The organism is Mesorhizobium sp. LjNodule214, from assembly GCF_964252735.1.
In the GTDB taxonomy this organism is placed as follows: Bacteria; Pseudomonadota; Alphaproteobacteria; order Rhizobiales; family Rhizobiaceae; genus Mesorhizobium.
Genome location: NZ_CAXUPE020000001.1, coordinates 1,214,000 through 1,236,150, shown reverse-complemented (window position 1 = coordinate 1,236,150; position 22,151 = coordinate 1,214,000). Strand labels below are relative to the sequence as shown.

At 64.1% G+C, this 22,151-nt stretch carries 17 protein-coding genes; 6 read left to right on the top strand and 11 right to left on the bottom strand.

Annotation, left to right across the window (positions count from 1 at the left end; genetic code table 11):
* The 5 genes from ACSQ3Z_RS06015 to ACSQ3Z_RS05995 form a co-directional block, all read right to left on the bottom strand.
* Complete coding sequence (locus ACSQ3Z_RS06015; RefSeq protein WP_436170427.1) at nt 1-468, bottom strand: DUF4304 domain-containing protein; 468 nt, start codon at nt 466-468, stop codon at nt 1-3.
* A complete protein-coding gene (locus ACSQ3Z_RS06010; RefSeq protein WP_436170426.1) occupies nt 465-1,304 on the bottom strand; it encodes a carbohydrate ABC transporter permease in 840 nt (279 codons plus the stop codon). Before ACSQ3Z_RS06010 ends, ACSQ3Z_RS06015 begins: the two co-directional genes overlap by 4 nt.
* A 10-nt stretch (nt 1,305-1,314) precedes the next feature.
* Entirely contained in the window at nt 1,315-2,244 is a 930-nt protein-coding gene (locus tag ACSQ3Z_RS06005) for a carbohydrate ABC transporter permease (protein ID WP_436171841.1), read from the bottom strand.
* Between the two features lie 219 nt (nt 2,245-2,463).
* The gene (locus tag ACSQ3Z_RS06000) at nt 2,464-3,723 is read right to left on the bottom strand and encodes an ABC transporter substrate-binding protein (protein WP_436170425.1); all 1,260 of its coding nucleotides are present in this window, start codon (nt 3,721-3,723) and stop codon (nt 2,464-2,466) included.
* Between the two features lie 2 nt (nt 3,724-3,725).
* Nucleotides 3,726-4,682: an N-acetylmuramic acid 6-phosphate etherase gene (locus ACSQ3Z_RS05995; RefSeq protein ID WP_436170424.1), complete on the bottom strand. Its 957-nt coding sequence runs from the start codon at nt 4,680-4,682 to the stop codon at nt 3,726-3,728.
* A gap of 199 nt (nt 4,683-4,881) precedes the next feature.
* Here ACSQ3Z_RS05995 and ACSQ3Z_RS05990 point away from each other — a divergent pair, with 199 nt between their 5' ends.
* The 6 genes from ACSQ3Z_RS05990 to ACSQ3Z_RS05965 all read left to right on the top strand — a co-directional run bounded on the left by ACSQ3Z_RS05990 (nt 4,882) and on the right by ACSQ3Z_RS05965 (nt 10,288).
* Nucleotides 4,882-5,763: a BadF/BadG/BcrA/BcrD ATPase family protein gene (locus ACSQ3Z_RS05990; protein ID WP_436170423.1), complete on the top strand. Its 882-nt coding sequence runs from the start codon at nt 4,882-4,884 to the stop codon at nt 5,761-5,763.
* Nucleotides 5,760-6,539, top strand: a complete 780-nt coding sequence (locus ACSQ3Z_RS05985) for a GntR family transcriptional regulator (protein WP_436170422.1) — start codon at nt 5,760-5,762, stop codon at nt 6,537-6,539. Before ACSQ3Z_RS05990 ends, ACSQ3Z_RS05985 begins: the two co-directional genes overlap by 4 nt.
* Complete coding sequence (locus tag ACSQ3Z_RS05980; protein WP_436170421.1) at nt 6,536-7,570, top strand: SIS domain-containing protein; 1,035 nt, start codon at nt 6,536-6,538, stop codon at nt 7,568-7,570. Before ACSQ3Z_RS05985 ends, ACSQ3Z_RS05980 begins: the two co-directional genes overlap by 4 nt.
* Nucleotides 7,567-8,745 (top strand): N-acetylglucosamine-6-phosphate deacetylase, encoded by a 1,179-nt coding sequence (gene nagA / locus ACSQ3Z_RS05975; protein WP_436170420.1) that lies wholly within the window; start codon nt 7,567-7,569, stop codon nt 8,743-8,745. Before ACSQ3Z_RS05980 ends, nagA begins: the two co-directional genes overlap by 4 nt.
* A 44-nt stretch (nt 8,746-8,789) precedes the next feature.
* Nucleotides 8,790-9,110, top strand: a complete 321-nt coding sequence (locus tag ACSQ3Z_RS05970; RefSeq protein WP_436170419.1) for a hypothetical protein — start codon at nt 8,790-8,792, stop codon at nt 9,108-9,110.
* A gap of 65 nt (nt 9,111-9,175) precedes the next feature.
* Nucleotides 9,176-10,288 carry an NAD(P)/FAD-dependent oxidoreductase gene (locus ACSQ3Z_RS05965; protein ID WP_436170418.1) on the top strand — a complete coding sequence of 371 codons (1,113 nt, stop codon included), beginning with the start codon at nt 9,176-9,178 and terminating at the stop codon, nt 10,286-10,288.
* Between the two features lie 36 nt (nt 10,289-10,324).
* Here ACSQ3Z_RS05965 and ACSQ3Z_RS05960 read toward each other — a convergent pair whose 3' ends face one another.
* The 6 genes from ACSQ3Z_RS05960 to ACSQ3Z_RS05935 all read right to left on the bottom strand — a co-directional run bounded on the left by ACSQ3Z_RS05960 (nt 10,325) and on the right by ACSQ3Z_RS05935 (nt 21,812).
* The gene (locus tag ACSQ3Z_RS05960) at nt 10,325-11,854 is read right to left on the bottom strand and encodes a malonate--CoA ligase (RefSeq protein ID WP_436170417.1); all 1,530 of its coding nucleotides are present in this window, start codon (nt 11,852-11,854) and stop codon (nt 10,325-10,327) included.
* Between the two features lie 64 nt (nt 11,855-11,918).
* Entirely contained in the window at nt 11,919-12,665 is a 747-nt protein-coding gene (locus ACSQ3Z_RS05955; protein ID WP_436170416.1) for a GntR family transcriptional regulator, read from the bottom strand.
* Nucleotides 12,666-13,007: 342 nt separating this feature from the next.
* Nucleotides 13,008-13,685, bottom strand: a complete 678-nt coding sequence (gene rpe, locus ACSQ3Z_RS05950; protein WP_436170415.1) for a ribulose-phosphate 3-epimerase — start codon at nt 13,683-13,685, stop codon at nt 13,008-13,010.
* Between the two features lie 245 nt (nt 13,686-13,930).
* On the bottom strand, nt 13,931-15,883 hold the full coding sequence (locus tag ACSQ3Z_RS05945; protein ID WP_436170414.1) for a hypothetical protein: 1,953 nt from the start codon (nt 15,881-15,883) through the stop codon (nt 13,931-13,933).
* A 129-nt stretch (nt 15,884-16,012) separates the two neighbouring features.
* Nucleotides 16,013-19,840: a hypothetical protein gene (locus tag ACSQ3Z_RS05940; RefSeq protein WP_436170413.1), complete on the bottom strand. Its 3,828-nt coding sequence runs from the start codon at nt 19,838-19,840 to the stop codon at nt 16,013-16,015.
* Nucleotides 19,841-19,850: 10 nt separating this feature from the next.
* The gene (locus ACSQ3Z_RS05935; RefSeq protein ID WP_436170412.1) at nt 19,851-21,812 is read right to left on the bottom strand and encodes a hypothetical protein; all 1,962 of its coding nucleotides are present in this window, start codon (nt 21,810-21,812) and stop codon (nt 19,851-19,853) included.
* Nucleotides 21,813-22,151: the final 339 nt, after the last annotated feature.

Sequence of the window (22,151 nt, the reverse complement as noted above, 5' to 3'; positions counted from 1 at the left end):
TCAATCTGCCTTTTCTTGCCCGCGCGCCTTGAGAGCTACCCTCACAGTCGGCCCATTCTCACTGGCGATCTGCAGAGCAGCCTGTTCGCTTTCGCAACGTGCCAGAAGTCCGAAGCCGTACGTATCGACACCCTCTTTGATCAGAGAATATCTCCGGTCATCCGGGATCGAATGATCCAGATCGAGCGCCTCCGTGAATGCCTTGGATTGCTCGCTAGTCATCAGAGAGTCGACGCGCCAGATGATGTGACAGTTGTATTCCTTCGGCCGGCGCTCCGGCCCAAGCCGCTTAAACCACACCGCGGCGTTGACATAGAACTGCGGCCCCCAGGAAGACTTCTGAAGGTTCAGCACGCAGATCGTCTCTGGCCACTCCCGGTAGAAATTTGTGGCGCGAACGCCCCGGAATCCATAGCGGCTCGCTGTCTCGACGAGGGCCTGTACGATAGTCTCTCGCCCGTCACTCACTTGACGGCTCCAGACGTGATGCCGCGGATCAGCTGCCGCGAGAAGATGACGTAGAGGATCAGCACCGGCATGATCGCCAGCGAGAGTGCTGCCAGGATGGCGTTCCAGTTGGTGACGAACTGGCCGAGGAAGAGCTGCGCGCCGAGCGTCACCGTCTTGGTCTCTTCCGACGGCGCCAGGATCAGCGGGAACCACAGATCGTTCCAGATCGGGATCATGGTGAAGACCGCGACTGTCGCCATCGACGGCCTGACCAGCGGCAGCACCAGCCGGAAGAAGATCGTGTATTCCGACAGGCCGTCGATGCGGCCGGCATTCTTCAGGTCGTCGGACACCTGCTTCATGAATTCCGACAGGATAAAGACAGCCAGCGGCAGGCCTTGCGCGGTGTAAACCAGGATCAGCGCCGTCAGCGTGTTGACCAGGCCGCTCGCCACCATCAATTGCAGGATGGCGACGGTGCCGAGCCGGATCGGGATCATGATGCCGAGCGCCAGATAAAGCCCCATCAGCGTGTTGCCGCGGAAGCGATATTCCGACAGCGCGAAGGCGGCCATGGCGCCGAACAGAAGCACGAAGAACAGCGAAGCGACGGTGACGACGAGGCTGTTCTGGAAATAGTGGATGAAGTCACCCTGGCCGATGACCGTGGTGTAGCCGATCAGGTCGAACGTCTTCGGCGTCGGCGGCGTCAGCGGCTCGCCAAAAATGCCGGCGCGCGACTTGAACGAATTCATGATCACGATGATGACCGGAAACAGCGCGATCGCCGTATAGGTCAACAAGATCGCGTGGGCGCCGATAGTGCGGGGCAGCGAACGGGTTGCGGTGCTCATCTGTCGCCCCTCAGAACTGGTAGCGACGCAGGCGCGTCTGCACGAGGAAGAGGTAGACGCAGACGCCGCCGAGGATGATCAGGAACATCATGGTGGCGATCGCCGCGCCCATGTTGGGATCGCCGATTTGTAGCTGGAAGCCGAAGAAGGCGCGGTAGAGGTAGGTGCCGAGGATGTCGGTCGAATAATTCGGCCCGGCAAGCGCTCCTTGCGCGGTGTAGATCAGGTCGAAGGCGTTGAAATTGCCGACAAAGGTGAGGATCGAGATGATGCCGATCGACGGCAGGATCAGGGGCAGCTTGATCTTCCAGAACTGCGACATGCCGGTGATGCCATCGCATTCGGCCGCCTCGAGCACCTCATCGGGGATCGACAGAAGTGCCGCATAGATCAGCATCATCGGAATGCCGACGAACTGCCAGACCGAAATCAGGCTGAGCGCGGTCAGCGCGTACTCTTCCTTGCCGAGCCATGGCGTGAACAGGCTCTTCAGGCCGACAAGGTCGAGCAAATGCGGCGCCACGCCCCACAGCGGCGACAGGATCAGCTTCCAGGCGAAGCCGACGATGACGAAGGAGAGGATGGTCGGCACGAAGATTGCCGTGCGGTAGAATGCGGAGAACCTCAGCCGCGGGCTGGACAGAAGTGCCGCCAGCAGGACCCCGATCGGGTTCTGCACCAGCATGTGGATGATGAAGAACCAGACGTTGTTCCGGAGCGCATTCCAGAAGCCCACGGACCAGTTAGGGTCGCCGAATAGGGTGCGGAAGTTTTGCAGCCCGATGAAGACCTGATGTTGCTCGATGTTGCGGAACAGCGACAGCTGCAGCGTGCCGGCCAGCGGCAGGATCATGATCGCCGTATAGACCAGCACCGCCGGCGCCAGGAAGATGCCGATGTGCCAGCGGAACGGTCGTTTGGGTCGTGTTTGTGCGGCCATGAGTTCGGTCCCCGCCGTCTCTCGGTTCCAGGTGATGCGATGCTCGATGATGCCTCGATGCACGGCCCGCATCCAAGAATGGAGGCCTGCGACACGTCAGCTTCGCCTTCCCCGCAAAGCGAGGAAGGCTGAGAGGCAGGGCCGACAATCGCAATCTCAAAACAGACGCTTCTCGAATGCCGGCCGGGCATTTGCCCGGCCGGCCCGTTGCCTGAGCTCTTACTTTGCCGGCTTGTACCAGCTGTCGAGACCGTCCTGCAACTTCTTGGCGGCCACTTCCGGCGTGTCGGTGCCGTTGATGACGTTGGCCGATTCAACCCAGGTCTCGTTTTCGAGGTTCGGCGTACCGCGGCCCAGGATCTGGTAGGTCGAGCGGATAGTCGACTTGCACTTGCCGCGCCAGGAGACGAATTCCTGCGCAAGCGGGTCTTCCATCTTCACCGGCGTGTTGTTCAGGCTGAAGAAGCCTGGCAGCGCGTTGGCGTAGATGGTCGCGAAGTCAGGCGAAGCGACCCAGGACAGGAAGGTCTTGGCCGCATCGGCATTCTTCGAAGCCGCGTTGAGGCCCATGCCGATGTCAGTGTGGTCGGAGATGTAGCAGGTGTCGCCGGCCTTCTCGACCGGCGGCGGGAAGGCGCCCATCTTGAACTGCGCCTGGGTGTTGAACAGTGCTATCTCCCACGAGCCGGCCGGGTAGATGGCGGCGCGGCCGAGCGTGAACAGGTTCTGGCTATCCGGGTAGGTCTGCGCCTCGAAGCCGTCGCCAAGATAAGGCTTCCACTTGGCAAGTTCTTCATACGGCGCCACCCAGTCCTTGTCGGTCAGCTTCTGCTCGCCCTTGATGAGCGCTGTCCGGCCATCCTCGCCTTTCCAGTAGTTCGGGCCGATGTTCTGGTAGCCCATGGTCGCTGCTTCCCAGAGATCCTTGGTGCCCATCGCCATCGGGATGTAGGTGCCGTCGGCCTTGATCTTGTCGAGCGCGGCGAAGAATTCGTCGCGAGTCTCCGGCACCTTGATGCCGAGCTTGTCGAAGGCGTCCTTGTTGTAGATGAAGCCGTGGATGACCGAGGCCATCGGCACGCAGAACGTCGCCTTGCCGTCGTCGGTCTGCCAGGCGGCCTTGGCCACGGGGGAGAAATTCTCCATGCCGGGCAGCGCCGACAGATCGGCGAGGTTGCCCTTCTGGTAGAGCACCAGCGACTTGTCGAACGGGCGGCAGGTGATCAGGTCTCCCGCCGAGCCGGCGGCGAGCTTGGCGCCCAGCGCCGCGTCGTACTCGGTCGGCGCCGACGGTGCGAACACCACCTTGATGCCGGGGTTCTTGGCCTCAAAAGCCGGGATCAGCTTGTCTTTCCAGATGGCAAGGTCGTCGCCGCGCCAGCTTTCGATGTTGAGCGTTACGTCGTCGGCATAGGCCACCCCGGCGGTGCCGAGAATGCTGGTGCCGAGAAGAAGGGCCGTCAGTAGTTTCGTTGTCATGCTCAGTCTCCCTGTTGACCTTTTTCAGGTTCGGTTTTGAGAACAGAGGCTTTCGCGCCCTTGTTCCCCTCGATCGCGGAAAGCGCCGGCCGCAGTTTCCGGCCGGTCCTTTCCAGTATCTTCTCAGCCGCATCGGCGTTGGCGGCGCCGGCGGCGAGCAGAATGGCTGTCTTGACGACGCCGCCGCTCTTTTCGAGCAGCCGCACCGCATCGTCCCTGCCGCGCCCGCTGATGGCGGCGACGATGCGTGCCGCGCGATCGCGCAGCTTGATGTTGTCGGCGGTGAGATTGACCATGTAGCCGTCATGGACATGGCCGAGATGGATGGCGGTGAGCGTCGACAGCATGTTGAGCGCGATCTTCTGCGCCGTGCCGGCGCCCATGCGGGTCGAGCCGGCAATGATCTCCGGCGGCGTCTCGAGCAGGATGGCGACATCCGCCAGCTTGAGCAGCGGCGTGTCCTTGTTGTTGGCGATGGCGATGGTCGCGGCACCCCGGCTGCGCGCATCCTCCAGGGCCCTGACCGCATAAGGCGTCGAGCCGCTGGCCGAGACGGCGATCAGGCAATCGCCATTGCCGATACCGGCACCAGCGACGGCCGCCGAGGCCTCTTGGGTGTCGTCCTCCGGTCCACCGGCCAGTGCCTTGAAGGCTTCGTCGCCGCCGGCAATCAGGATGGCGATCCGATCGCGCGCTATGCCGAACGTGCCCGGCAGTTCCAGGGCATCGGCCAATGCCATCAGGCCCGAGCTGCCGGCCGCCGCATAGGCAAGCTTGCCGCCACTGGCCAGCTGGCCGGCGATGATCTCGGCGGCCTTGGCAATAGTGGGAATGGCGCCGCGCACGGCCCTGGCGGCCTCGATCTGTGCGTCGGCCAAAAAGGAAAGGATGGCGTCCGGGGCCTGGATGTCCAGTCCCTCGGCATTCTGGTGATGCGCTTCTGTGCGCTTCTCGGCCATCCAATTCCCTCCAACTCACAAAACAATACCAAAAAAATACCACTTGTCCACACGCATTAACGAATTCATTGCTCAGAAATTGGACTGCCGGCAAAATACGTTGATTTTTCAATAAAATACGCCTTAATCTTTTTGAAACCGAAATTAACTCTTGGCTATTGGTATTTTATTGGTATTATTCGCCCGGAGGAGAAATCGCGTGAATTTCGTGCTTGGCATCGATGGCGGCGGCACCAGCTGCAGGGCAGCCCTTGCAACAGCGGGCGGCATGGTCGTCGGCCGCGCCAAGAGCGGCGCCGCCAACATCCGCACCGATCTCACCGGCGCCCGGACCAACATCGTCGAGGCGGCACGGCAGGCCTTTATCGCCGCCGGACAGGATCCGGAACTGATCCCGCAGACGCCAGCCATTCTCGGTCTTGCCGGCGCCAATGTCGGCACCTACAGGCAGCAGCTCGAAGCGATCCTGCCGTTCAGCCAAAGCCGCGTCGAGACCGATGCCGAGATCGCGCTGGAGGGCGCGGTTGGCTCCGGCGACGGTGCCATGGCCATCCTCGGCACCGGCACCGCCTATATGGCGCGCAAGAACGGCACGTCGCGCGCCATCGGCGGCTGGGGTTTCCAGGTCGGCGACCAGGGCAGTGGCGCCCGCATCGGCCGCGACCTGCTCGAACAGACTCTGCTTGCCTATGACGGCATTCGCCCCGCCTCGCCCTTGACGGACGCCATGCTCGCCGTCTTCCGCAACAATCCCGAGGACGTGGTCGAGTTCACCACCAATGCCAAGCCCGGTGATTTCGGCGGCTTCGCGCCCAAGGTCTTCGATCACGCCGCCAAGGGCGACATCGTCGCCAACTGGATCCTCGACAAGACAATCGCCGATGTCGAGGCCTCGCTCGGCGCGCTCGATCTCTCGGGCGGTGCCCCGCTCTGCCTGCTCGGCGGGCTGGCGCCGCTCTATGCGCCGCGCCTGTCGGCGCGCTACCAGGCGCTGCTCAAGCCGCCGCTCGACGATGCGCTGGGTGGCGCGGTGCAGATGGCGGTGCGCATCTTCGCCAATGCCGCGGAGACGGCCGGATGAACGCCGCCGACCAGATCTTCGCCATGCTGAAAGAGTCGTCGCAAAGCGGTGCGCCGCTCTACCTGCAGCTCAGGAAGAGCATCGAGGACGCGGTCAATCGCGGCCTGATCGGACCCGGCGACGCGCTGCCGTCCGAACGCGACATTGCCAGCAAGGCCGACATTTCGCGCGTTACCGTGCGCAAGGCGGTGCAGGATCTGGTCAAGGGCGGCATTCTCGTCCAGCGCCACGGCTCCGGCACTTTCGTTGCGCCGCGCATGGAACGGGTCGAGCAGTCGCTGTCGCGGCTGACCTCGTTCACCGAGGACATGGCACGGCGCGGCATGGCGGTGCGTTCGGCCTGGCTCGACCGCGGCCTCTATGCGCCCTCGCCCGACGAGATGATGGTGCTCGGCCTGTCGTCGAGCGAACTTGTGGCGCGCGTGGCACGCCTGCGCATTGCCAACGACACGCCACTGGCGATCGAACGCGCCTCGCTGTCGGCCAGCGTGCTGCCCGACCCGGAGGCAATAGGCTCGTCGCTCTACGCGGCACTGGAAATATCCGGCAATCGGCCGGTGCGGGCGGTGCAGCGCATCTCCGCCGCCAATCTCGGCGACAGCGACGCGCGCCTGCTCGAAGTGCCACCGGGCATTGCCGGACTGCATATCGAACGTATTTCCTATCTGGCGAGCGGCAAGGTGATCGAATTCACCCGCTCAATCTACAGGGGCGACGCCTATGATTTCGTCGCCGAACTCCGGCTGAGCGGGCCGGGCGAAGAGGGCCGGCCATGAGCGCAACATCAACCACCCATATGCGGCGCGAGATCGAGGAGATCCCGGAAGCCACCGCCCGCCTGCTCGACGGCTCGGCGGCGGTGTTGACCGAAGCCGGGCGTGGCATCCGCGAGCGCGACCCGAGCTTCGTCGTCACTGTGGCGCGCGGCTCGTCCGACCACGCCGCCACCTTCATGAAATACGCCGTCGAGCTGACCGCTGGCCTTGCCGTCGCTTCGGTCGGCCCATCGATCGCGTCCATCTATGGCGCCAAGCTGAGGCTTGCCGGCTCTGCCTGCCTCGCCATCTCGCAGTCGGGCAAGAGCCCCGACATCGTCGCCATGGCGCAAGCGGCAAGGGCCGGCGGCGCGCTGACCGTCGCCATCACCAACACCGCCGATTCGCCGCTGGCGCGCGCCTCGGACTATGCCATCGACATCCTCGCCGGACCGGAGCGCAGCGTCGCGGCGACCAAGACCTTCGTCAATTCCGCCGTTGCCGGTCTCGCCTTGATGGCGCATTCCACCGGTGACGATGCGCTGCTGGCCGCACTCGCCGGCTTGCCCGAGCATTTCCGCAAGGCGATCGCCTGCGACTGGATGGCGCTGGCCGGCGCACTGGAGACACCTAGATCGCTGTTCATCCTCGGCCGTGGTCCGTCTGCCGCGATCGCCAACGAGGCGGCGCTGAAATTCAAGGAAACCTGCGGCATGCATGCCGAGGCCTATAGCGCCGCCGAAGTCATGCACGGTCCGCTGGCATTGGTCGGACCGGGCTTCCCGGTGCTGGCGCTGGCTGCCCGCGATGCCTCCGAACCGTCGGTCGCCGAGGCGGCCGACAGCCTGGCGGGCAAGGGCGCGGCGGTCTTCGTGACGTCGGACAAGGCGAAGAGCGCGCTGCGCCTGCCTTATGTCGCCACCGGCCACCCGCTGACCGACCCGCTGGCGCTGATCGTGTCCTTCTATGGCTTCGTCGAAGCCTTTGCCCGTCATCGCGGCCTTGATCCGGACACGCCGCCCAATCTGCGCAAAGTGACGGAAACCGTATGAGCGACCGTTTCGCCCTGACTGGCGCTCGCATCTTTGACGGCGCCGACTGGCACGAGGATGCCGCCCTTGTCGTGCAGGGCGGTCTGGTCGAGGCCATCGTGCCTGCCGGCGCCGTTCCGTCCGACGTCATCAAAGTCGAGACCGGCGGCGGGCTGCTTGCGCCGGGCTTCGTCGATTTGCAGGTCAATGGCGGCGGCGGCGTCATGCTCAACGACCATCCTGACGTCGCCTCGATCGCGACCATCTGCCGAGCGCACGCGCCCTTCGGCACGACGGCGCTGTTGCCGACTTTAATCACCGACACGCCCGCGATCACAGCGGCGGCGGTTGCCGCAGGAGCCGAAGCCGCGCGGCAGAAGGTGCCGGGCTTTCTCGGCCTGCATCTCGAAGGTCCGCATCTGTCCGTTGCCCGCAAGGGCGCGCATGATCCGGCTCTGATCCGGCCGATGCTGGATGCCGACCAGGCGGCGCTGATCGCGGCTCGGAAAGAGCTTCCCGTCCTGCTGACGACGATCGCACCTGAATCCGTCGAGCCGTCGCGCGTTGCAGCGCTGGCCAAGGCCGGCATCGTCGTCAGCCTCGGCCATTCCGACACCGGCTACGCCAGGGCACGCGCCTTCGCCGGCGCCGGTGCGACCGTGGTCACCCATCTGTTCAACGCCATGAGCCAGGTCGGCAATCGTGAGCCGGGGCTGGCGGGAGCCGCCATCGACACCGGCACATTGTTTGCCGGCATCATCGCCGACGGCATCCATGTCGATCCTGCCACCATGGCGATTGCGCTGCGCGCCAAGCAGGGGCCCGGCAAGATCGTGCTGGTCACCGACGCCATGGCGACGATCGGCACCGACATGACCTCGTTCACGCTGAACGGCCGTACCATCTATCGCAAGGACGGCAGCCTGCGGCTGGCCGACGGAACGCTGGCGGGTGCCGATCTCGACATGATCTCGGCTGTCCGATATGTCCACCGGGTCGTCGGGCTGGAGCTCTCGGAGGCGTTGCGCATGGCCTCGCTCTATCCGGCACAGGCGATCGGCCAGTCGCACCGGCTCGGCCGCTTCGCCAACGGCACCGCGGCCGATATCGTCGCTTTGTCGGACGATCTGAATGTCAAAGGCGTCTGGATCGACGGCACTAAGGTTTTTGCGGCCGGCCCCGACATTTTGCATTAGAGTCAGAGACCCGTTGGCTTTCGTCTCAAACTGGAGACCAGCAAGTGGCCTTGGTGCAGAATTGGGTTTGGCTCGTTAATTGGGATCCGCTGATTGATCAGATCGGTCACATGGCTGGCGAGGCCCTTGACGTGGGGTTGCGCAGGATTCTCGACGACGAGCTCAAAGAGTCCGATACGGATGCATCTCCACCGCGATGGGCATCGTGCCAATTCGATGGTCCCCGACCCATTACCGCTTTGTTCGGAATTGATCAGGGAACGGACGTTTTGCTCGTTCGAATTGAGGTGCCAGACAACCTTTCTGTTCGGGCCGAGACAGTACTCGACCTGATGAAGTCTTACGCGCTTGTGGCGCCTGGCTGATCGTCCGCACCGGGTCGAACCCGATCGTTGAGAATGATTGAGTTTTAACCTCGGGGAGCGGACCGATGCACACAGTCGATTGCGTTGTTGCCGGGGCAGGTGTCGTTGGCCTCGCCGTCGCCCGCGCGCTTGCCTTGTCGGGCCGCGAGGTGCTGGTGGTCGAAAAGACGGCAGACATCGGCACCGGAACGAGTTCGCGCAATTCCGAAGTCATCCATGCCGGCATCTACTACGCGCCGGGAAGCCTTAAGGCCTGTCTCTGCGTGGAAGGACGCGAAAGGCTCTATGCCTACTGCCGCGAGCGCAACATCGGCCATGCCCGCACCGGCAAGCTGATCGTTGCCGTCGAAGCGGCACAACTCGACAGGCTGCAGACGATCCGGGCCAATGCGCAACGCAGCGGCGTTGACGATCTCGAATTGCTGACGCGACAGGAAGCCGAAAGCCTCGAACCTCATCTGAACTGCGCTGGCGCATTGCTGTCGCCCTCGACCGGCATCGTCGACAGCCACGCACTGATGCTGTCCCTGCGCGGCGACGCGGAAGCAGCCGGCGCTTCTTTTGCTTTCCTGACCACGGTTGCCGCGGCGGTCGCCGGAGCCGATGGGGTGCAAATCCGCACGCTCGACGCCAGCGGTGAACCGTTCGAATTGAAGGCTGGCGCCTTCGTCAACGCTGCAGGCCTTGACGCGCAGGCCCTGGCCGGGCGGATCGAGGGTTTCCCGCAAGACCTCATCCCTCAGCAATGGCTGGCGCGCGGCAACTATTTTGCGCTTTCGGGCCGTTCGCCCTTCTCGCGGCTGATCTATCCAGTCCCCGTCGATGGCGGCCTTGGCGTCCACCTGACGCTCGATCTCGGCGGCAGCGCGCGCTTCGGACCCGATGTCGAATGGATCGACCATGTCGACTATACGGTCGATCCCGGCCGAGCCGATTCATTCTACGGCGAGATCAGGCGTTACTGGCCGGGTCTTGCGGACGACGCCCTGCTCCCGGCCTATGCCGGTGTCAGGCCGAAACTGTCCGGTCCGGGCCAGCCGGCGGCCGATTTCCTGATCCAGGGCCCGGCCGACCATGGTGCCGGCCGCATTGTCAGTCTGTTCGGCATCGAGAGCCCTGGCCTGACCGCGAGCCTCGCCATCGCCGAACATGTTTTCGAGCTGTTGTATCCGAACTGACCCCGCGCAGGCTGCAATGTCCGAACCGAGTTCAGCTCATGAGCCGGCTTTCGATGGCGCGTAAAGGTCCTTGTAGGTTTCGCGCAAAAGATTCTTCTGCACCTTGCCCATGGTGTTGCGCGGCAACTCGTCGACGAAGATCACCTGCTTGGGATGCTTGTATTTGGCGATCCGTGCACCGATCGCCGCGATGATATCGGCGGCGCTGATGGCAGAGGCCGGCGCCCGCACCACGACCGCCGTGACGCCTTCGCCGAAATCCGGATGGGCAATGCCAATCACAGCGCTCTCGCTGACCCCGGCAAGCGCGTCGATCTCGCTCTCGATCTCTTTCGGATAGATGTTGTAGCCGCCGGAAATGATCAGGTCCTTGCCGCGCCCGACGATGTGCACATAGCCATCGGCATCGATCAGCCCGAGATCGCCGGTGATGAAGAAGCCGTCCTCGCGGAACTCGGCCTTGGTCTTCTCCGGCATGCGCCAATAGCCGGCAAAGACATTCGGGCCCTTCACCTCGATCATGCCAACCTCACCCTGGGCGAGCGTGCCGCCGCTGTCGGGATCGGCGATGCGCAGCGAAACGCCCGGCAACGGAAAGCCGACCGTGCCGGCGCGCCGCTCGCCATCATAGGGGTTCGACGTGTTCATGTTGGTCTCGGTCATGCCGTAGCGCTCGAGAATGGCGTGGCCGGTGCGCTCGCGCCAGGCCGCATGCGTCTCGGCCAGAAGCGGTGCCGACCCGGATATGAACAGGCGGATGTTTTTTGCCGCCTGGCCGTTGAGGCCTGCCTGCTGCAAAAGCCTGACATAGAAGGTCGGCACGCCCATCAGCACTGTTGCGCCGGGCAGCAGCGAGGCGATGCGGCCTGCGTCGAATTTCTGCTCGAACAGCATCGAGGCCCCGGCCATCAGGATGACGTTGGTGGCGACGAACAGGCCGTGCGTGTGGAAGATCGGCAGCGCATGGATCAGCACGTCGTCAGAGGTGAAACGCCAGTGGTCAACCAGCACCCACGCGTTCGAAGCGAGGTTGTCGTGGCTGAGCATGGCGCCTTTCGAACGGCCGGTCGTGCCTGACGTGTAGAGGATGGCGGCGAGGTCGTCCGGCCCGCGCGCCACATCGTGGAAATCCCTCGGCTGGTGCGCTGCATGGCCGGTCAGCGAGCCATCGCCTTTGGCGCCAAGCGTGGCCACAGCGGCGCCCGATGCCTCCGCCAGCGGCCCGATATCGGCCGCCTTCGCCGGATCACAGACGACCAGCCGCGGTTCGGCATCGCCGAAGAAATAGCCAAGTTCCGCCAACGTGTATGCGGTGTTGAGCGGCAGGAACACAGCACCGGCGCGCAGGCAGGCAAGGTAGAGAAAAATGGCCTCCGGGCTTTTCTCGACCTGGACGGCAACGCGGTCGCCCGGCTTGACGCCGAATTGCGAGAGCGCATGCGCCAGCTGCGCGGACTGGGCCAGCATCTCGCCATAGGTGATGGAGCGCCCGTCATCCGTCTCCATCAACCGCCGCCCGGGCCCGGGCATGCGGGCGCGGAAAGCGTCGAACAGGTGATTGCTCATGGTTTTCCCTGATATGGCGTTTTGCAGCAGCGCAAATATCAGATTTTTGGTGCGGGACGAGCAGCTATTTGCGGCCGCGCGATGCCTTGCCAGCGCCGGCCTTAGCCTGTTCGTCCTGGGCGAAGCGCTCCATGCACATGGCCGCCGTCAGGCGGTAGTGGCTGAGCAGAGCTTCGACCGCGCCGTCGGCGTCGCCATCCAGCGTGCGTTCGGCGATCAGGCGATGCTCGCCGAGATCGTCGCGTTCGATTGCCGGGCTGACCTGCGACATCAGCCGGTAGCGGGAGGCCTGATCGGAAAGCTGGTCGCAAAACCCGACCAGCCAGTGCGACCGGCAGGCTGCAATCAGCGCCCGATGGAACGCGCGATGCAGCTTTTCCCAGTCCGGATTGTTCGAGGAAGGCTCCTCCGGCAGGCGGCGCGGCGCGCGCGCCAGGCGATGCAGCGCCAGCACCAGCTGCTCTTCCCATTCCGCCGTGCGGTGGGCGATCGATTCGCGAAGCGCCCGCTCTTCCAGCCAGCAGCGCGTGCGGGTCAACTCCTCCAGTTCCTCGGCGCTGACCGGCATGAGGAAGAAGCCGCGCTGGTCGTGCCGGCCGAGCAGACCTTCCGAGGCGAGACGGTTGAGAGCTTCGCGCACGGGCGAAGCCCCGGCGCCATACCGCGAAACCACCCACTCGACCCGAAGCTTGCTCTCGGTTTCGAGCACGCCGCGCAGAAGATCGTCGCGTAGCTGATGATAGACCGTGCTGGCGAGGGTGCTCTTGGGTCCGGCCCCTTCATCGCCCAGATCGGCGGTTCCGTATGTCAATATAGCTCCTGTTGCCTGCTTGGGGCCCGTTGTGGATTCTTGTGTCAAAGCAGCATTGATCCCGTACGCGTACTATACCGCGCCCTGCTTTCGACCCTCAAGCAGAAGATGGCGGTATTCGACTTAAAGAGGAGAGATGGTAGTACCCCATCCGCCAATGTAACTATTGTCAGGAAAATCTTTTTGTCGCGAAGAAACCCGCGCGCGCCGAACAAGAGGCGTTTGGCGCGTTTCCTTTGCCGTTACAATCGGAAGTTTGGCGACCAAGCCCGTGCCTGGCCTAGCAATTTCGGGTTCATCGTCAGGGCAGGCTGAAGCTGTCGAATCTTGCTGCAATCGATTTCAGACGGCGGCGCGGTCCGCTGCCGTCCTGATCGCCTCGATGTTTGCCCGATAGGCTTCGACGCTGCCGCCCTTGAAGATGGCCGCACCCGCGACCAGCACGTCGGCGCCGGCAGCGGTGACCAGCGGCGCCGTCTCCGGCGAGACGCCGCCGTCGATCTCGATCCGGATCGGCCGCTTGCCGATCATCGCCTTGACCCGCTTCACCTTGTCGACAATAGCCGGAATGAAGGCCTGGCCGCCGAAACCGGGATTGACGGTCATGATCAGGATCAGGTCGAGCCGGTCGAGCACATATTCGATCGCGCTTTCGGGCGTCGCCGGATTGAGCGACACGCCCGCTTTCTTGCCGAGGTTCCTGATCGTCTGCAGCGAACGGTCGAGATGCGGCCCGGCCTCGGCATGCACGGTGATGCCGTCGCAGCCGGCTTCGGCGAAGGCGGCCAGATAGGGATCGGCCGGCGCGATCATCAAATGGCAGTCGAAGAAGGCCTTGGTGCGGTTGCGGATCGCCTTGACCACCGGCGGGCCGAAGGTGATGTTGGGCACGAAATGGCCGTCCATCACGTCGAGATGGATCCAGTCGGCGCCGGCCGCCGCGACGGCCTCGACCTCGTCGCCGAGCTTCGAGAAATCCGACGCCAGCACCGATGGCGCGATCAGGGTCTTTTGAGCCATGTCCACTTCCCGTTCTTGGAACCCGCTCCCGCCCTAACGCATCGGCCCGAAAATCGGAACCGATTTTCGGAAAGCACGATGCGTAGATTCAAAAGTGTTAGAGCGTACTTAGTGCGTCCAAATGGACGCACGTCGCTCTAATGGTCCCGGCGCTGCTTGTCGACAGGAATCCGGCGCCGATGCGTTCTCCACACAAGAAGAGAGGCAGCCATCGGCCGCCTCTCTTCTACATTTGCGTCAGGATTTCAGTTCACCAGCCGCCGCAGCTTGGCCTGTCCCTGCAGAAACGGCTTGGCCCTGCCTTGCTTCAACTTCTGCGAGTCGGTCACGCTCGGCTTGGGCACGCAATGTCCACGCACCAGCTTTTCGGTTGTCCGGCAGCCAGTGGTGATGATCGCATCCTTCACGCACGCCTTGCCGATCAGATGGTAGCCGCGTTTGCAGTCGATGACGACGGGAGGCTTGCGCACGCATTTGCCGTTGATGCGCAGTTCGTCGCGCCTGCATTTGTCGGCGATCACCGGGTTCTTCACGCATTTCAAGCCAACTTGACGATAACCGGGCAGGCAGTGGATGCTGACACCGATGCACCTGCCGTTGACCAGCTTTTCGGTGCTTTTGCATGCGGCAACGATCGGCCTGTCGATGCATTTGCTACCCACCTGTTTCTGGCCGGGCAGGCATTTGCGGCCGGGATCGACGACGACTGGTGGCAGTCTCGGCTTGCCGAAGTCCGGGCGCGTGCTCGAGACGAGATCGTCGGCTTCCGGTTCGAAGGTGCGCTTTATGCAGGTGAAGTCCTCCTTGTCCGTATCGACGGTGGCGATGGAGCCGTTCTGCTTGATCTCCTGCAGCGTGCACTGGATCGAGCGGGTTCTGACGATGCTGAGATCGTGTGCCGCGCTCGCCTTGAACACGCCGCCATCGTTGAAGGCGACCTTGGTTCCCGTGAAGAATGCGCCGTTCGAGCAACTGATCCGGTAGTGGAACGCGCCAGGCTCGTCACGGCTCACTTCGAATGCGACCTGGCCCTTGCGTGGGCACAGTTTCTTTCCTCCGGCGCTATCGGAAACAGCGACCTCGCCTTGCCAGCCAGCTTGCGCCGGCGGGTTGTCGGGATCGGTCTGCGGTGCGTCGGTGAAGCCACCGCCGCCGGCGCCGGTGCAATGCACCGTGATGTCCTTCCAACCGTCGAAGGGTTCGAACGGACCATTCCCGACGATTTCGGTCTTGTACTGGAAGTAGGCCGTGGCACCGACATTCTCCCATTTCTCGTAGGTCGCGAAATAGCCGTTCTTGGCCGCGTCGTAAGACGCCCACGCCTGCTTGAACTCGGAGCTGATCGCTCCGCCGTCCTTCTGTCGCCAGATGCGCATCGAGACCGGCCCAGTCTGGTTGGCCTGCGCCCGGCTGGTGACCTTCAGCGAGGGGCAGACCGTGCCGGGCGTCGAGCCCGGTTGATTGGACTGGTAGGTGGTCAAGAACAGCTTGACGTTGTCGACCTCGAACTTGCCGAAATCGGTGGCGATGTCCTGGACCGTGGGCTTGATCACCGGATCGCAGACGATTTGGACCTGGAATGTGCCATGCTCGGCGTAATGTGAGTCGAAAAGCGGATAAGGCCAGCTGCCCTGCTGGACTTCGGCGACGGCATTGTCCATGTCGAGCGCCTTGTCGGTAAGCGCCGTGAAGCTGGCGTGAAAAGTGTGGTTGAACGTATAGGATTTCGTCGGTCCGTCGGCCTGCAGGTGCTGGTTGCACTTGGCGATGATCTGGTCGCCATAGGGCACGACGGCAATGCCGGTGTCCGACGACAGCGGTATTTTGGACGGGTCAAAGGCGAAGTTTTCCTGGTGGTCGTAGTCGCGGCTGACCGGCGCGTCGCTCCAGATCGGCGGAAAAACCCCGCATTGGCCGGGTCCGCAGACGCCGAGTGCGACGCCGACTTCCTGAACGTAGCCGGGCCAGCGTGTGTTGATCTTCATGTGGCCCCAGAACTGGACGGTGCCGCTTTTCAGTGTATCCCATTTCTGTTTGTCGCTCGAAACGACATGGAGCGTGGTGTTGACGCTCTGCGTGTCGAAGGACATCGACTTGATGTTGGCCAGTTCGGCGAAGGCAGAGGTGGTGGCTAGTCCGGCTGCGAGCAAGGCAACGGTCGCAACCGTATTGCGAAAGGCGTGGCTGACTGAAGACATATCTCTCTCCTGAAGTGTTCCTTCAGGCGTTGGTCGCCGCTTGCCGCATCAAGGTTCACGCAATCGATCAAGCCAACGAAAAAACCCGCCGGATTGCTCCGGCGGGGTTTGGTCTTTTGGTGCCCAGGATTACGGCTTGGAGTTCAGGGTGGCCGGATCCTGCTGGTCCACCTGCGGCGTGCGCCTTGGCAGGACCTGCTGGAGGATGTTCGGATTGAGCAGCAGGTTCGGGTTGATCTCCGGCTGCCTGCGGACGCAGTTCGGATACCGTCCCACGGTGCCGGCCGGGCAGCGCCTGATGATGATCGGCTGGCATTGGCCGTTGATCAGCTGCGAGCCGGGCGCGCATTCCTGCCGAACCTTGCGGCAGGCGCCGTCGCGGACCTCGGTGCCACGCGGGCAGACACATTCGCCGCGCTTGTTATGCACCTGGCCGCGGATGGTGCACTGCTCCAGCTGAGGCTTCTTCTGCCGGCAGGCACCATTGCGGATCTCCGTACCCTTCGGGCAGACGCAATTGCCGTTGGAGTCGTGGACCTGGCCGCGGATCGTGCACTGCTCCGGCTTTGGCCGCACCGGACGACAGGCACCATTGCGCACCTCAGTTCCTTTCGGGCAGACGCAATCGCCATTGGCGTTGTGGACCTGGCCGCGAATGGTGCACTGCTCCGGTTTCGGCCGGATCGGCCGGCAGGCACCATTGCGCACCTCAGTCCCCCTCGGGCAGACGCAATCGCCGTCGGCGTCATGGACCTGGCCGCGAATGGTGCACTGCTCGGGCTTCTGCTTGTCCCGCACGCAGGCGTTCGCATTCCTGTCGAGATGCGTGCCGGCGGGGCAGCGGCAGTTGCCGTCCGCTGTCGGGACCGAACCGGGGATGGTGCAGCCCTGCGTGACCTTCACGCAGGCACCATTCTCAAGTTCGGTTCCGCGCGGGCAGATGCAGCGGCCGTCCTCGGTGCGGATCTGGCCCTTCAGCAGGACGCAGGGCTTCGGCTTCGGGTCGGTGATGACGCCGCCGCCGGGCGAGCACTGGCCGTTTCGGAAGGTGGTGCCGGGCGGGCAGACGCACCTGCCGGCATCGTTCATGACGAAGCCTTGCGAGCATTCCTTCTCCACCTCGTTCTTGATGATGAAGGGATGGCAGGCATAGGCCTTGCCGCGATCGCCCTGGATATTGGCCTGATTGCCGGAAAGCACGTCGCCGCCGCCTTGCACCCGCGTGTCGGGAGACAGGACGCCAACGCAGTTCTGACCGTTCACCGTGCCCTGCAGATTGGCCAGACGACCGTCGTCGGGAATGACCACGGTGACAGCGTGCACGTGGCTTTCCCCGGCGCCGAGCGTCAGGTTGGCGACGCAGGACAGAGGTAGCGTTGCCGGTTCCGGCGAGCAGCCGAAGGGCGGTTCGATCGAGGTGATCGCAACGCCTTCCAGCCTGCCGAGGCCTTCCACGCCGACCGCATCACCGATGCGGACCGGACCTGAGAAGGGGGTCGTCCCGTCGTTCGTGATGGTGATCTCGAACGTGCAGGGCCGACCGGGCTGGCACTCGCTGTCGCCGGTCTTCTCGACACGGATGGTCGACACACCGCCGCCCTTGGCGCAAGCCTGGCCGATCGGATAGACGATGTCGTCTCCCGGCGCCGGCCCGTAGGAGCCGCGCGCGCAGTTCTCGAACTCGCCATTGGCCGAGACCGTGACGTCGAAATGCCTTGAGGTTCCGGGCGTCATCACGGCGCCGGGAATCTGGCACGACAGCGCATTGGCGGGGACTGGCCCGCAAGCCCATTCCGCGCCGTCGGGCGTGACGGTCTGGATCTGGACCGGCGCGCCGCCCGCCACCAGCGTGGCGGCATCGTTGACCCGCACCGGACCGGTGGGGGCAGCGGTGCCGAGGCTGATGACGGTGATGCGGCACGAGATGACCGCGGCACCGGCGAGCGAACCGTTGCACACTTTGGTGATGCGCAGAGCCGGCTTGCCGCCATTGGGATGACGGAAGCGTTCCTTGGCGCAGGCCTTGTTGTTGGTGAGGTCGACCTCACCGGGGATGGGCTTCACCGCCGCGCAGTTCTCGACGGTGTCCGACTGGTAGCCGGCCGGCATCACTGCCTTGACGACGATCGGCGTCGAGGCGCCCGGCATCAGCACGATGCCGGCATTGTCGCAGCGGAACTGGCCGGGGCCGTTCGGTCCGCATGTCCAGGGCGGGCTCGGGCCGAAGGTCGAGGATGCCGGCGCGCCGCCAGGATAGCTGTCGATCACCGTCAGCGGCCCATTATAGGGGACGCTGCCGTTGTTGATGATGTCGATCACGAAGTAGCAGATGCCGTCGGGCGTGCAGACCGGGATGCGGGCACGCTTCTTCAGGATCAGATCGACCTTCTTCTCAACCGGCGGCCGGCATTCCGGGTCGCGGTCGCCACGCCGACAGATCGGGATCGAGGCACAGCCGCGATCGTTCTGCTGGCTGCCGAACAACGGCTTGCCGCTGGCGCCATAATTGTAGATGGCGCAGTTGCGTAAAGCACCGCCTTGCCAGCCCCCGGCCGGCTTGAAGCCGAGCTTGAGGTCGACGGAGGCCCCCGGGTTGAGCGTGGTCACCGGATAGGTGCACGTCATCGGCGTTGCTCCGGGCACGCAGACCCAGGGCGGATTGGGCCCTGAATCCAGCGTGGAACCGGCCGGCAGCGTCACCTCGTCGAGGACGATCTTGCCGTGATAGGGCGCGCCGCCGACATTGGTGACCCTGATGGTGAAGTCACAGCCGCCACCCATCGTGCAACGCGTCACGTCGGCGCGCTTCTCGACCTTGAGGTCCGGCTCCTTTTCGGGCGGGCATCTGAGGTCGCGCGGAATGACGATGTCGATGGTCTGCGTGCAGCACAGGCCCCAACCCTCTTCCGGCCCGGCATAGGTCTCGATGCCGGTGACGATGAGGTGGATGACGTCGCCGGGCGATGCGCCGACGATCTTCCAGTTGAGCACACCGCCGCCCGCCGGCACCAGTTGCGTGTCGGGGATGATGGTGATGCCGGGCGTCGTCGTCGAAACCTGCACCCACTTGCCGCCCATCTCCGGGCCAACCGGCATGTGGTAGATGAAGGCGCCGCCGCCGGGCACGCAATCGACCTTGCCGCGCTCCACCTTGAAGCATTCCTTGCCGGGAGGTGGCGGCGGCGGGTTGCACTTGGTCAGGTCGATCCTGATCGAGGTCTTTTCGCCGGTGAGGAAATCGCCATCATCCGGCTTGCTCGGATCCTGCGACGGGATGACCTTCGCGGTGCCTGGTCCGGCGGTCACCGTGATCAGACCCTGGTTGTCGACGATCGTCGGCGCGGGAAACGCCGCATGATCGATCTTGGCCGTGATGCGGAAATTTATGATGCGCTCGTTCGGAGCGCCGTCGCCGTCGAGATCGGCGGCGGAAATCCGGAAATCGGAAACCGTCGCCGTGTCGTTCGGATCTGCCGAGGTGCTGATCGTGGCACCCGGTAGCGGGCCGCCGGACGAATCCGTGCCGTCGCCGGACACGTTCACGTTGACGATCTCAAGGCCGTGCGGAAGCTGGTCCTTGAAGTCGACCCTGACCTTTTTCAGTCTGGCCACGAAGCTTGGATCGGCAAAGCCCTGCGGATCGCCGCGCAAGCCGAAGCTCAGGGAATAGATGACGTAGTCGCAGCCTCTTTGAGTGCCTTTCTTGGTGAAGAAGGGCACGATCCGGTCGGGCCTCGGATTGATGACCCGCGAACTGTCGAGGTCGAGCCTAAGCTCCGGGCTGATCGGGACAGCGTCTTGCGCGAAGCCTTGTACCGGGGTCAGCATGGCGACCGCGATACCGGCCGCCATCAGCCAGTGCGCGCCGCGCCTGGCGAGTGACAGGGGTTTCATGATCGTCTCCATGACGGTTGGTTGCGTGCTTGTCGCGAGCGGGGAAAGTGCGAGATTCATCATCTTTCCCTCCTCACGGTTCGCAGCTGACAGCTGGCGTTCTGAGCGGCACGGTCATCTTGCAGCAAGGGAAGTAGCCGCCCTTGTCGCGGTCGGACTGCCTGTAGAAGCAGAGCCCGACATTGACAGTGTCGCCCGGATAATGGCCGGTGATGTTGATCGTGTAGGGCGCGCCGGGCGCATGCGACATGGGTGAAGTCACCCCGACGCCTGGCGTCCTGGACGAAGCCTTGATCGAATCGCCGCCAAAGCCGGCATGGTCATGGAGGTAGAGATCGGCCTCGAGGCCGGAGGGCGTGCAGAAATACTGGACGTCCTCGACATCGAGACAGGGAGGCAGATCGCCGGGCGGTGGGAAGTCCGGCGGATAGAACGGTGGCAGATAGCCGCCCGGAATCTCCTCATAGTAGCCGGCACGGCCCTCGCAGGGGCGCCAGACCTCGACGTCGCCGACATGGCCTTCCACCTCGGGGTCTTCGAAATAGCCGTCGAAGTCGACGAACCACGAGCCGAAAGGCGGCACGTTGGCCGGCTTGACCAGCGGCGTCGGCGTGATCTGCACGCCGTGCACGGCGGACGGCCCGCCCGCGGCGAGCTGTTCGGCCAATGCCGGATTGTCGCGCAGCTTGTCGCCGGTGTTGACCAGCGTGTCGGCGCAGGAGCGGGTGTCGAGATTGCCGTCCGCGTCATAGCCATATTGCAGGTCCAGGCCACCGGCCGACTGCCGGTTGCCTTGCGGGAAGCCGACCGCATATTCCTGCGGCTCTTCCACCCAGACCGATTCCGTCGCCGGATCGTCCGGATTTTCGCGCCAGTAGCGGATGACCTCGCCTTTGCCGGAATCGGCGAACTGGCTGTAGTCGTAGCGGTTTTCCACCGGGCCGCGCTGCGCCAGGTACATGAAGCCCTGGTTGTCGAAAGCGATGTCGGTGACGGCGTAGTCCATGTTGGCCTTGACCGTCAGCTCCCAGCGCGGATCGCCGGCGAAGCTGCCGTCGCGGGCAACGCCCACCGACCAGATCTCGGCCTTCTCACCGACCGAGTAGTAGACCCGGCCACCATGATAGGCGACGGACCAGACGCGGCGTTCGTCCTGCGTGTAGCCCCAACTGTCGGGGTCTTCGCTGTCGAAGGCAGCACCCTGGATGTCCATCACCGCCCCGTCGTCGGCGACAGGAGCGAGCCCGTGCGCCGGGCGCCCGGCAACGCCGTGGTCGAAGCTGTCGATCAGCGCGCCGTTGGCGTCGATGCGATGGATGAGGCCGGTGTCGAGGTCGCTGGCGAAGAACTGGCGGTGGATGGCGTCGAAGCTGATGTCGCCGATGCCGGGACCGCTGTTGGTGTCGATGTCGGCGAATTTGGACACGGCACCGGTGATGCCGTCGATCTTCCAGATCGTGCCCGGACCACCGCCGTTTTCGATGCCGAACTGGCCGTCCATGAAGGTGGCGCCTGCCGTGCCGCGGCGTTGCCGTTCCGGCCGTCCGTCGGCGTCTTCGTCCGGGGTGACGATGCGGATGCCGTGCAGCGAGGTGGCGCCGGCATAGAGGTTTGGAATGCCCGAGGGAACGCCGTCGCGCACGCCGTCGTCATAGGCCAGCGCGAACACCTGGCCGACCTGCTCGGCCGTCACCTCGAAGGGAGGCGGCGTGTAGACGAGCTGGCCCGAGGCCGGTCCGCCCAGCCCTGAAACGTCGAAAACGCGCAAGGTTGCGCGCGTGGTGTCGATGAAGTTTTCGTCGACCGGATCGACGCCTGGCGGCAGGCCTTCCTCGAAGCCGGGAATGATGGTGCCGGAAAATCCGGTCACCGCCATCGAACCGGGATAGATGATCTGGGTTTCCTGTGCCTGGGCAGGGCCGCCCAGCCACAGGCTGGCGGTCAGCGCCAATGCCAGCAAAGCGCTGGCGGTTTGCCCCGCGCGGCGCAAGCGGCCGGCGCGAGAGGGCACGAACGAGCCGTGATCGCGAGACATGACATTCCCCCCACAGGATACGGGAGAAACGTCCGGAGTTGCCGCGCAAATCAGGGCAAGGCGCGGCGTTCCGTCACGTTCGTCCCTGATCGAATTGTCTGCTTTCCTCATAGTCACGATACGCCGGCTCTTACGCAGGGTCAACGGAATCAGCGGAAAGCCCAGCGCATCGACCCCGTCCCGAAGGCGATGGTCGCGCTGAGCTCCTGTTGTTCCCGGAGACCGTGGAGCCTCTGGGTGTCTGGTCATGGGGGGCTTCCTTTCCGGGCCGCACCATGCGGCACCTCACGTCAGTCGCGGACGGAGGCGGAAAGGTTCATTGGCCGGGACGAACGGCTG

Bases quoted from the DNA above. Each gene is read 5' to 3' on its own strand.
- ACSQ3Z_RS06010 (WP_436170426.1), bottom strand. From the start codon at position 1,304: ATGAGCACCGCAACCCGTTCGCTGCCCCGCACTATCGGCGCCCACGCG.
- ACSQ3Z_RS06005 (WP_436171841.1), bottom strand. From the start codon at position 2,244: ATGGCCGCACAAACACGACCCAAACGACCGTTCCGCTGGCACATCGGC.
- ACSQ3Z_RS06000 (WP_436170425.1), bottom strand. From the start codon at position 3,723: ATGACAACGAAACTACTGACGGCCCTTCTTCTCGGCACCAGCATTCTC.
- ACSQ3Z_RS05995 (WP_436170424.1), bottom strand. From the start codon at position 4,682: ATGGCCGAGAAGCGCACAGAAGCGCATCACCAGAATGCCGAGGGACTG.
- ACSQ3Z_RS05985 (WP_436170422.1), top strand. From the start codon at position 5,760: ATGAACGCCGCCGACCAGATCTTCGCCATGCTGAAAGAGTCGTCGCAA.
- ACSQ3Z_RS05980 (WP_436170421.1), top strand. From the start codon at position 6,536: ATGAGCGCAACATCAACCACCCATATGCGGCGCGAGATCGAGGAGATC.
- nagA (WP_436170420.1), top strand. From the start codon at position 7,567: ATGAGCGACCGTTTCGCCCTGACTGGCGCTCGCATCTTTGACGGCGCC.
- ACSQ3Z_RS05965 (WP_436170418.1), top strand. From the start codon at position 9,176: ATGCACACAGTCGATTGCGTTGTTGCCGGGGCAGGTGTCGTTGGCCTC.
- ACSQ3Z_RS05960 (WP_436170417.1), bottom strand. From the start codon at position 11,854: ATGAGCAATCACCTGTTCGACGCTTTCCGCGCCCGCATGCCCGGGCCC.
- rpe (WP_436170415.1), bottom strand. From the start codon at position 13,685: ATGGCTCAAAAGACCCTGATCGCGCCATCGGTGCTGGCGTCGGATTTC.
- ACSQ3Z_RS05945 (WP_436170414.1), bottom strand. From the start codon at position 15,883: ATGTCTTCAGTCAGCCACGCCTTTCGCAATACGGTTGCGACCGTTGCC.
- ACSQ3Z_RS05940 (WP_436170413.1), bottom strand. From the start codon at position 19,840: ATGATGAATCTCGCACTTTCCCCGCTCGCGACAAGCACGCAACCAACC.
- ACSQ3Z_RS05935 (WP_436170412.1), bottom strand. From the start codon at position 21,812: ATGTCTCGCGATCACGGCTCGTTCGTGCCCTCTCGCGCCGGCCGCTTG.